The sequence below is a fragment of the Aeromonas sp. S13(2024) genome (assembly GCF_041402405.1).
In the GTDB taxonomy this organism is placed as follows: domain Bacteria; phylum Pseudomonadota; class Gammaproteobacteria; order Enterobacterales; family Aeromonadaceae; genus Aeromonas; species Aeromonas veronii.
On sequence record NZ_JBGLRA010000002.1, the window covers coordinates 421,731 to 431,035 of the forward strand.

The following is a 9,305-nucleotide window of genomic DNA, read 5'->3' on the forward strand; positions in this document are numbered from 1 at the left end:
GATCAGTCATAACACAATCAAGAACTGAACTGGTCTCTGCAACTTAAATATAAGTACTTAAATCGAGAAAAGCACTAATCATGAACAACTTGAATAAAATAATTAATTATATGAAAATAAATACAAATAAAATAACCGCATCATTGGTCTTTAAAATAGTGCTTTGGGTAACCGTTTTTTTTATTGGATACATATACTTTTTAGCTTTTATACATGGTGCAAATGAAATAGTAGGAAAGGAGGATTTTAAACAGATTACACTTACTATTTCTCAACTGGCGGCAACATGCTCATTTGCTTTTGTTGTTTATCAATACAAAATAAATGAATCAAAAAATTTCGATACAACTTTGACAGAAGAAGCAAAGAAAATAATTGAAAGAATGATTGAACAGATCACTTTATTGAAAGTAGGTAAAGACTCAGAAATTGAGAATTTCAATCAGTTCATATCAAGAATGTCTAATTATGGCCAAGACTTTGACTCATTTTATCATGAGATAAGAAGTAGCGCTCTAAAAAGAATACTGAGAACTTATTGGCAGGATATGTACCTAAATCATCTTATGATAAAAACACAAAAAATGAAGGCATTAGATTTAATTAGAAGTGTGGTTAACACATCAGATCCAACTTTAATTGACACAGTTAATTATATAAAAATGGAAGCATATGAAAAATCGAAGGGTACGCATGATATATATCAAAGATACACCTATGACTTAAGTATTTTGTCTGGTTTTAAAAATTATGTCCTAATGGACTTCTCAAGCAAAATCAATGATGCTTCATCATTCAGAGATTACTTTTTGGTGGAAAACAAAATAAATCCATATTTAGTCGGCACTATGAATATAATAGATGAAAAAATTATATTCCCCATGCTGTCAGCTATAGTTGACGTTCATAATAGCATACATATGAATGCTGAAAAATCAGGGGCGTAGCTCACTTCGCCAATAGTGTGGTTATGTCCATAAACTATTCAGGGTGCAGAATCTGAAAAATACTAGGGGGCGTTATTGCGCCCCTAGTCCTTTCAACACCAACTGCCGCCCCTCTGGCGTTAGCGACCCCATCAGGCTAAGCACCAGCTGGTTGGTGGTCTTGGCCGAGGAGCTTAGGGTGTGGGCGAACGACAAGGTAGCCACCCAGCTGTGGCCACACTCGGCATCAGTGCACTGGCAGTAGAGATCCGAGACATCATCGCTCAGTCGGTTGGTCTTGGTAATGCGGCCCCGCTGGCCACACACTTTGCAATAAACCCGCATTACGCCCCCTTTTCCATCCAAATCAACAGCCTATCTTGCCATATCAAACACTGTTTGTTTATACAGTTGAACCGATATTCTCCCGAAAATCGACCCGCAGGGAGACGGGAGTCCCGCGCTGTTGATGGCATCTTGGATAAGCTCGCACAGTGGCAGCACCTCGTTGCGGGCATAGGTGCCATCGTACTTCTCAGGGTCTCCAAGCCCTCCCCCACCATTGGTCGGGATGATGCCGGCCAGCGCCGCTGGGAAGCGGTGAGAGGTCAGTACATCCTGGGCGGTGATCCCCTTGATAGCCGCGAACTCATCCTTGGTGGCAATGTCCCCCACCGGGATCAACTTGATGCCATCGGGCTTGCCGTCCGGGATGTTGACGAACATGGAGCGGAAGTTCCCCACCCCCTTGCTGCTCGCAATCATCTCCTTCATCTCCTCCTCGGTGTCGTCGTCCATGTTCGGGTCGGTGGCGTAGAAGATGAAGCCCATGTGGGCGCCGTTGAGGAAGTATTTGCGCCGAAACAGGGTGGCATCCTGGTTAAGTAGCGCCGACTGCAGGCCACCCAAGTAGTCGGGCATACCGTAGATCTATCGTGCAGCTCGCAGTCAGAGCGGATTGCGGCGCGGCCCGAACGGCAGGCGCCAACGAAACAGGCTGTTGAAGGTAGCGCGCCACTGATTGGGGCGTCCCAGGATCTGCTTTTGCAGCCGGGTCTCTTCCTTCAGCATCGCCTCGTCACTGCGGGCCCAGGCCTGGCTGTAGAGCTGCTTGATCCCCGCCAGTGCATCCGGCGACTTGGTGATCAGGGTGCGGGCAAACTCCCGCGCCTCCACCAGCGGATCGGCGCAGACCCGGCTCACCATCCCGAGGGATTTGGCCTCGACGGCATCCAACTCGCGCCCGCTCATGGCAAGCTCCATAGCGGTATCCAGCCCCATCAGGTTGCGCATGGTGACGCTGCCGCTCATGTCGGGAATGATGCCCCACTTGATCTCCATCACCGAGAAGCGGCAATCGGGGGTGCTGAAGCGAAAATCGGCGCCGAGCGCAATCTGCAAGCCACCGCCGAAACAGACTCCCTGGGTCACCGCAATCACCGGCACCGGCAGCTGGTGCCAACCATAGGCAACCCGCTGGGCCAGATTGGTCGCCTCGTCCGCTTCACGCTTGAGAATATCGAGCGCCGCCACCGGCTGTCTCAGCATGGATTTCACATCCAGCCCGGCGCAGAAGGCCCGCCCCTCGCCATGCAGGATCACCGCCCGCAGCCCCTTGTGCCGGGCGAGCTGTGTTAGCGTCTCGTCGATGGCACTGAACATGGCGCGGTCCAACGCATTGAGTTTATCCCCCCGCGTCAGCATCACTTCGGCAATCCCGTCGTGGATCTCGCACTTGATCCTTGGTTTTTCCATCTCCCTTGTCCTCTCCTTGATCCCTGAAACTGACTCACTGGTCATACCACCACGTTATCAGAGTGTGAACAGGTGGTACAGCTGAGACTAAAGTCGGCTGGTCGCCTCCCCCTCCCTTTGTCACACTGGGAGCTGCATGAGTGCCGCAAGCCAGCAGAGGACGCTGTCATGTCAACCCTGTTCAATTTTGCCAGACCACCGTTCGACCGACTGGGCGAGGAGGCGCGCGAGCGGCTCTCCCGTCACCTCTCGCTCTGCTATTTTCGGGCCGGGGAGCTGCTGCTAAAAGAGGGGGACGAGCCTCCCGGCCTCTATCTCATCATCAAGGGAGCGGTGGAAGAGTCTGCCCCTCACCACCAGTTTGGTGATTACGGGGTCGATGATCTGTTTGACGTGCGCGCCCAGTTTGACGGCCGCTGCCGCCACCGCTTCACCGCGCTGGAAGATAGCCTCTGCCAGCTCATCCCTCGCCACACCTTTCTGGCGCTCTGTGAGCAGGATCCGCAGTTTGCCAGCTACTTCACCGCCAATCTGGCCGAGCGCCAGCGCCAGCAGGAGCAACGCGAACAACTGGGCCAGAAGAATCTGGCGGAATTTATACTGACCCGCATCGAACCCGGCCACCTGCAAGCACCGCTTATCGTCGATAGCAAGCTCTCACTGCTCGCGGCGACCGAAGCCATGGTGAGCAAGGGAACCGATTGCCTGCTCTACCCTGCTCATGATGGCTCCCTCACGCTGGCAACCCGCAAGACCTTGCTCCACGCCCTGACCCTCAAGGGATTGCCGCTGACGGCGCCCCTCTCTGTGCTGACCCCCACGCCCTTGATTGGTCTGCCGCTGGAGAGCTATCTGTTTGATGCCCTGCTGCTGATGACCCGCCATCGCATCAAGCGACTGGTGGTGTGGCGCGGCAATGAGGTGGTGGGGATCCTGCAACTGACTCAGGTGTTGGGGCTCTTCTCTACCCACTCCCACGTGCTGACGTTGCGTATCGCCCGCGCCGACAGCCTGCCCGCACTGGAGGCGGTCGCCCGCGAGCAGCAGCAATTGACCCGCTCGTTGTTTGCCCAGGGGATCCACACCGCCTTTTTGATGAAGCTCATCGCCACCATCAACGAACAGCTGATCGCCAAAGCCTTTGCGCTGGTGATCCCCCCCGAGGTGCAGAATAACGTCTGCCTGTTGATGCTGGGCTCGGAGGGGCGCGGCGAGCAGATCCTCAAAACCGATCAGGACAACGCCCTGATCCTGCCAGAGGGGCTGGCATGGCCCACCCAGGCAGCCGATCTCGCCGAGTTCAGCGCCCTGCTGGAACGCCTCGGCTACCCGCTGTGCCCCGGGCAGGTGATGGTGAACAATCCGGCCTGGGTAAAAACAGGCAGCGAGTGGCAAAGCGCCATTGCCAGCGCCTGCACCACGGCAAAAGAGGATGAGCTACTCTGGCTCGCCACCCTGGCCGATGCTCACCCCATCGCGGGGGATCGACAGCTCCATCTGCCGGTTGCCAGAGCGTTGCGCGAGCAGTTGGCGGACAGGCGGGATCTGCTGGCGGAGATGGTGCGACCGGCAGTAGCCTTTCATGCCCCCCTCACCCTGTTTGGCCGGCTGGAGCAGCCACCGGAAGGGCTGGATCTGAAGCGAGGCGGCCTGTTCCCGCTGGTGCACGGTATCCGCATGTTGGCCCTTGAGGCAGGCATTCTGGAGACTTCAACCCTGGGGCGTATCGACGCACTGGTGGCCGCCGATCGGCTCAGTGCCGACTATGGCAGCAATCTGGCAGAGGCGTTCCGTCTCTTTATCCGGCTGAGGCTGCGCAGCCAGCTCAAGGGGAGCGGTAGTCGGGTGCAGACAAGCGAGCTCAGCCACAGCGAACGGGATCTGTTGCGTCAGGCGCTGCATCAGGTTAAGAAGTTCCAGCAGTGGCTCACCTTGCACTTTCGTCTGAGACAATAGCCATGTTGAGCCGCGTTCGACGCTATTGGTATGGCCGTGCGTTCCGAACGGGCGAGTTCGCGCCGCTCTTTGCCACCCCACCGGAAGATGAACGGATCGCCCTCGATTTCGAGACCACCAGTCTCGATCCCGAGCAGGCCGAGATCGTCTCCATCGGGGCGGTGCGCATTCAGGGCAACCGGCTGCTGACCGGCGAGGCCCTCGCCATCAAGGTGCAGCCACCGGCCAGCCTGACCAGCCAATCTGTGGTGATCCACGGTCTGCGCCATCAGGATCTGCAACAGGGAATGGAGCTGGAAGCCGCGCTGCGCCTGCTGCTCGACTTTATCGGCCCCCGTGAACTGGTGGGCTATCACATCGCCTACGATCTGCGTATTCTCAATCTCGCCTGCCAGAAATTGTGGGGATTGACCCTGCCCCAGCGAGGGATCGAGGTGAGCCAGCTCTATCACGACCACCTCTATCGCCGCTACCCGGATGTGGCCATTGACCTACGTTTAAGTTCCATCTGCAGCCACCTTGAACTGCCATCCCTGCCCGCCCACGATGCCCTTGCCGATGCCACCACAGCCGCGCTCATCTACCTGCGCCTGACCTGCGGCTCGCCGCTGACTTATCCCAAAGTCTAATTGTCGAGAAATAACATTTAATTCACATTTTGCTTACATGAGCAGATTGCCTGCTCGTCGGGGTTACCCCATCCACCGCTGACACTCATGTCATGGAGAACTGCAATGGAACAGCAAAGCTATCTGAGGATCCAGCAAGATCCGAACTTCCAGGAGCTGGTCGCCAAGCGCCAGCGTTTTGCCTGGGCCCTCTCGGCTCTGATGCTGGGACTGTACCTGGCGTTTATTCTGCTCATCGCCTTTGCCCCCGGTTGGCTCGGCACCCCGCTCAGCGACAGCACCACCGTCACCCGTGGCATTCCGGTCGGGGTTGGACTAATCCTCTCCTCCTTCGTGTTGACCGGCATCTATGTGTTTCGGGCCAACGGCGAGTTTGACGAGCTGAATCAGAAGATCCTCAAGGGAGTGCAGTCATGAGCGCAAAAAGCATGAAAGGCAAGTGGCTGCTGTTGGCCTCACTGGCCTCCTCCCCCCTGCTGGCAGCGGATGCACTGACCGGCGAAGTACAACGCCAACCCCTCAATGTATCGGCCATCGTGATGTTCGTAGTCTTTGTAGCCGCCACCTTGTTCATCACCTACTGGGCCTCCAAGCGCAACCGCTCGGCTTCCGACTACTATGCGGCCGGTGGCCGTATCACCGGCTTCCAGAACGGTCTGGCAATCGCCGGTGACTATATGTCCGCCGCCTCCTTCCTCGGGATCTCCGCGCTGGTCTACACCTCCGGTTATGACGGCCTCATCTACTCTATCGGCTTTCTGGTGGGCTGGCCCATCATTCTGTTCCTGATCGCCGAGCGGCTGCGCAACCTCGGCAAATACACCTTCGCCGATGTCGCCTCCTATCGTCTCAAGCAGACTGAAGTCCGCACGCTCTCCGCCTGCGGTTCGCTGGTGGTGGTCGCCCTCTACCTGATTGCCCAGATGGTCGGTGCCGGCAAACTGATCGAGCTGCTGTTTGGCCTGCAATACCATGTGGCCGTGGTGCTGGTCGGTATCCTGATGGTGCTCTACGTGCTGTTTGGCGGCATGCTGGCCACTACCTGGGTGCAGATCATCAAGGCAGTGATGCTGCTCTCCGGTGCCAGCTTCATGGCCATCATGGTCATGAAATCGGTCAACTTCGATATCGGCGCCCTGTTTAGCGAAGCGGTCAAGGTGCACGAGAAAGGGATCGCCATCATGAGCCCGGGTGGCCTGGTTGCTGACCCCATCTCCGCCATCTCGCTCGGTCTGGCATTGATGTTCGGTACCGCCGGTCTGCCCCATATCCTGATGCGTTTCTTCACCGTGAGCGATGCCAAAGAGGCGCGTAAATCTGTGTTCTACGCCACCGGCTTTATCGGCTACTTCTATATCCTCACCTTCATCATCGGCTTTGGCGCCATCTTGCTGGTGAGCACCAACCCGGCCTTCAAGGACGCCACCGGCGCCCTGCTGGGCGGCACCAACATGGCGGCAGTCCATCTGGCCAATGCGGTCGGTGGCAGTCTGTTCCTCGGCTTCATCTCCGCCGTGGCATTTGCCACCATTCTGGCGGTAGTTGCCGGATTGACCCTGGCCGGAGCCTCTGCGGTCTCCCATGACCTCTATGCCAGCGTGTTGAAGAAGGGCAAGGCCAACGAGACCGATGAACTACGTGTCTCCAAAATGACGACTCTGGTGCTGGGTGTGGTTGCCATTGGTCTGGGGATCCTGTTCGAGAAGCAGAACATCGCTTTCATGGTGGGTCTGGCCTTCTCCATCGCCGCCAGCTGCAACTTCCCGGTGCTGTTCCTCTCCATGTTCTGGTCACGCCTGACCACCCGTGGCGCCGTCTATGGTGGCTGGCTGGGGCTGGTGAGCGCAGTGACCCTGATGATCCTGGGCCCGACCGTGTGGGTGAAAGTGCTGGGCCATGCAGAGGCTATCTTCCCCTACGAATACCCTGCCCTCTTCTCCATGGGGTTGGCCTTCGTCGGGATCTGGTTCTTCTCCATCACCGACAGCTCCCAGAACGCCGCCGACGAGCATGCCAAGTTCATGCCGCAGTTCGTTCGCTCCCAAACCGGGCTGGGGGCCTCTGGCGCCACCTCCCACTAACAGATCAAGTTCATCCTTCCAAGCCGGCTTCGCGCCGGCTTTTTTTATTGCCCATCAATCGGCTGCACGCCCCACTTGCCCCGATCAAGATCACACTTCTCGCTAAAACTTTCGGGGGATCTGTGCCATAATGCGCGCCATTTGACAGACCAATCGGGACACATACCTTGTTAAGTAGCAACAACATCACCATGCAGTTCGGCGCCAAGCCGCTGTTTGAGAACATCAACGTCAAGTTTGGCGGCGGCAACCGCTATGGCCTTATCGGCGCCAACGGCTGTGGCAAGTCCACCTTTATGAAGATCCTCGGCGGTGATCTGGAGCCCACTGGCGGTAATGTGAGCCTGGACGTCAACGAGCGCATCGGTAAGCTGCGTCAGGATCAGTTCGCCTACGAAGAGATGCGCGTACTGGACGTGGTCATGATGGGCCACACCGAGCTGTGGGCAGCCATCGCCGAGCGCGATGCCATCTACGCCAACCTCGAAGCCACCGACGAAGACTATATGAAGGCTGCCGAGCTGGAAGGTCTGGTCGCCGAATATGACGGCTACACCGCCGAAGCGCGCGCAGGCGAGCTGCTGCTGGGTGTCGGCATTCCGCTCGAGCAGCACAACGGCCCGATGAGCGAAGTGGCCCCTGGCTGGAAACTGCGGGTGCTGCTGGCACAGGCCCTCTTCTCCAACCCTGACATCCTGCTGCTGGACGAGCCGACCAACAACCTGGATATCAACACCATTCGCTGGCTGGAGCAGGTGCTCAACGAACGTGAAAGCACCATGATCATCATCTCTCACGACCGTCACTTCCTTAACTCTGTCTGTACCCACATGGCGGATCTGGACTACGGCGAGCTGCGCGTTTACCCAGGCAACTACGACGACTACATGCTGGCCGCCACCCAGGCGCGCGAGCGTCTGCTGGCCGACAACGCCAAGAAGAAGGCCCAGATTGCCGATCTGCAATCCTTCGTCTCCCGTTTCAGCGCCAACGCCTCCAAGTCCCGTCAGGCGACCTCCCGTCTCAAGCAGATCGACAAGATCAAGATTGAGGACGTCAAGGTCTCCAGCCGCCAGAACCCCTTCATCCGCTTCGAGCAGGACAAAAAGCTCTATCGCAACATCCTGGAAGTGGAAGGTGTATCCAAGGGTTATGGCGACGGTCCCCTGTTCAAGGGCCTCAACATGATGATGGAAGTGGGCGAGAAGGTCGCCATTCTGGGTACCAACGGTATCGGTAAATCGACTCTGATCAAGACCTTGGTGGGCGCACTGGCTCCGGATACCGGCACCATCAAGTGGTCCGAGAACGCCCAGATCGGTTACTACGCTCAGGATCACGCCGAAGACTTCGACACTGATCTCAACGTGTTCGACTGGATGGCCCAGTGGAAACAGGAGAACGAAGACGAGCAGGCTGTACGCTCCATACTGGGCCGTCTGCTCTTCTCTCAGGACGACATCAAGAAGCCGGTCAAGGTGCTCTCCGGTGGTGAACAGGGTCGCATGCTGTTCGGCAAGCTGATGATGCAGCGCCCCAATATCCTGATCATGGATGAGCCGACCAACCACCTGGACATGGAATCCATCGAATCCTTGAACATGGCACTGGAGCTCTACCAGGGGACCCTGATCTTCGTCTCTCACGACCGCGAATTCGTCTCCTCTCTGGCGACCCGCATCCTGGAGCTGACCGAAGATGGCATCCGCGACTTCGGCGGCACCTACGAGGATTACCTGCGCACCCAAGGCGTGGTGTAACCCCGCTCCTGCGCAAGTGCGCAATGCAAAACCGGCACTCAGGTGCCGGTTTTTTTATATCCCGTATTTAGACGACTGAGATGGCGTTGTCCCGTCCTGAATATGGTTTACACCTTTCCCCCCAATAAATGGAGAACCCGATGGGACAAGGTGTGAAACGGACACAGCGCGATTACTCGCTGACTTTTAAACTGGCGC

General features: G+C 56.7%; 8 protein-coding genes and 1 pseudogene. 6 read left to right on the plus strand and 3 right to left on the minus strand.

The genetic code is table 11. The features are described 5' to 3' along the window. Window positions 1-80 precede the first annotated feature (80 nt). Window positions 81-947 carry a hypothetical protein gene (locus ACB042_RS05730; RefSeq protein ID WP_371178010.1) on the plus strand — a complete coding sequence of 289 codons (867 nt, stop codon included), beginning with the start codon at window positions 81-83 and terminating at the stop codon, window positions 945-947. 72 nt (window positions 948-1,019) lie between these two features. Here the strand turns inward: ACB042_RS05730 and ACB042_RS05735 are convergent, their stop codons facing one another. The 3 genes and pseudogenes from ACB042_RS05735 to ACB042_RS05745 all read right to left on the minus strand — a co-directional run bounded on the left by ACB042_RS05735 (window position 1,020) and on the right by ACB042_RS05745 (window position 2,681). Next, a complete protein-coding gene (locus ACB042_RS05735) occupies window positions 1,020-1,271 on the minus strand; it encodes an ogr/Delta-like zinc finger family protein (RefSeq protein WP_371178011.1) in 252 nt (83 codons plus the stop codon). A gap of 58 nt (window positions 1,272-1,329) precedes the next feature. Beyond that, window positions 1,330-1,856, minus strand: a pseudogene (locus tag ACB042_RS05740) (phage portal protein); the annotation flags it as partial. An 18-nt stretch (window positions 1,857-1,874) separates the two neighbouring features. Continuing rightward, a complete protein-coding gene (locus ACB042_RS05745) occupies window positions 1,875-2,681 on the minus strand; it encodes a crotonase/enoyl-CoA hydratase family protein (RefSeq protein WP_139708274.1) in 807 nt (268 codons plus the stop codon). Window positions 2,682-2,849: 168 nt separating this feature from the next. Here ACB042_RS05745 and ACB042_RS05750 point away from each other — a divergent pair, with 168 nt between their 5' ends. From ACB042_RS05750 to ACB042_RS05770, 5 genes are all read left to right on the plus strand, one after another. Next, a complete protein-coding gene (locus ACB042_RS05750; protein WP_371178012.1) occupies window positions 2,850-4,637 on the plus strand; it encodes a putative nucleotidyltransferase substrate binding domain-containing protein in 1,788 nt (595 codons plus the stop codon). 2 nt (window positions 4,638-4,639) lie between these two features. Further along, complete coding sequence (locus tag ACB042_RS05755; RefSeq protein WP_371178013.1) at window positions 4,640-5,266, plus strand: 3'-5' exonuclease; 627 nt, start codon at window positions 4,640-4,642, stop codon at window positions 5,264-5,266. A 105-nt stretch (window positions 5,267-5,371) separates the two neighbouring features. Continuing rightward, window positions 5,372-5,683 carry a DUF485 domain-containing protein gene (locus ACB042_RS05760; protein ID WP_005336970.1) on the plus strand — a complete coding sequence of 104 codons (312 nt, stop codon included), beginning with the start codon at window positions 5,372-5,374 and terminating at the stop codon, window positions 5,681-5,683. A gap of 11 nt (window positions 5,684-5,694) precedes the next feature. Next, a complete protein-coding gene (locus tag ACB042_RS05765; protein WP_371178019.1) occupies window positions 5,695-7,347 on the plus strand; it encodes a cation acetate symporter in 1,653 nt (550 codons plus the stop codon). Between the two features lie 167 nt (window positions 7,348-7,514). After that, window positions 7,515-9,107: an ABC-F family ATPase gene (locus ACB042_RS05770; protein ID WP_069553922.1), complete on the plus strand. Its 1,593-nt coding sequence runs from the start codon at window positions 7,515-7,517 to the stop codon at window positions 9,105-9,107. Window positions 9,108-9,305 lie beyond the last annotated feature (198 nt).

Bases quoted from the DNA above. Each gene is read 5' to 3' on its own strand.
- ACB042_RS05730 (WP_371178010.1), top strand. From the start codon at position 81: ATGAACAACTTGAATAAAATAATTAATTATATGAAAATAAATACAAAT.
- ACB042_RS05735 (WP_371178011.1), bottom strand. From the start codon at position 1,271: ATGCGGGTTTATTGCAAAGTGTGTGGCCAGCGGGGCCGCATTACCAAG.
- ACB042_RS05745 (WP_139708274.1), bottom strand. From the start codon at position 2,681: ATGGAAAAACCAAGGATCAAGTGCGAGATCCACGACGGGATTGCCGAA.
- ACB042_RS05750 (WP_371178012.1), top strand. From the start codon at position 2,850: ATGTCAACCCTGTTCAATTTTGCCAGACCACCGTTCGACCGACTGGGC.
- ACB042_RS05755 (WP_371178013.1), top strand. From the start codon at position 4,640: ATGTTGAGCCGCGTTCGACGCTATTGGTATGGCCGTGCGTTCCGAACG.
- ACB042_RS05760 (WP_005336970.1), top strand. From the start codon at position 5,372: ATGGAACAGCAAAGCTATCTGAGGATCCAGCAAGATCCGAACTTCCAG.
- ACB042_RS05765 (WP_371178019.1), top strand. From the start codon at position 5,695: ATGAAAGGCAAGTGGCTGCTGTTGGCCTCACTGGCCTCCTCCCCCCTG.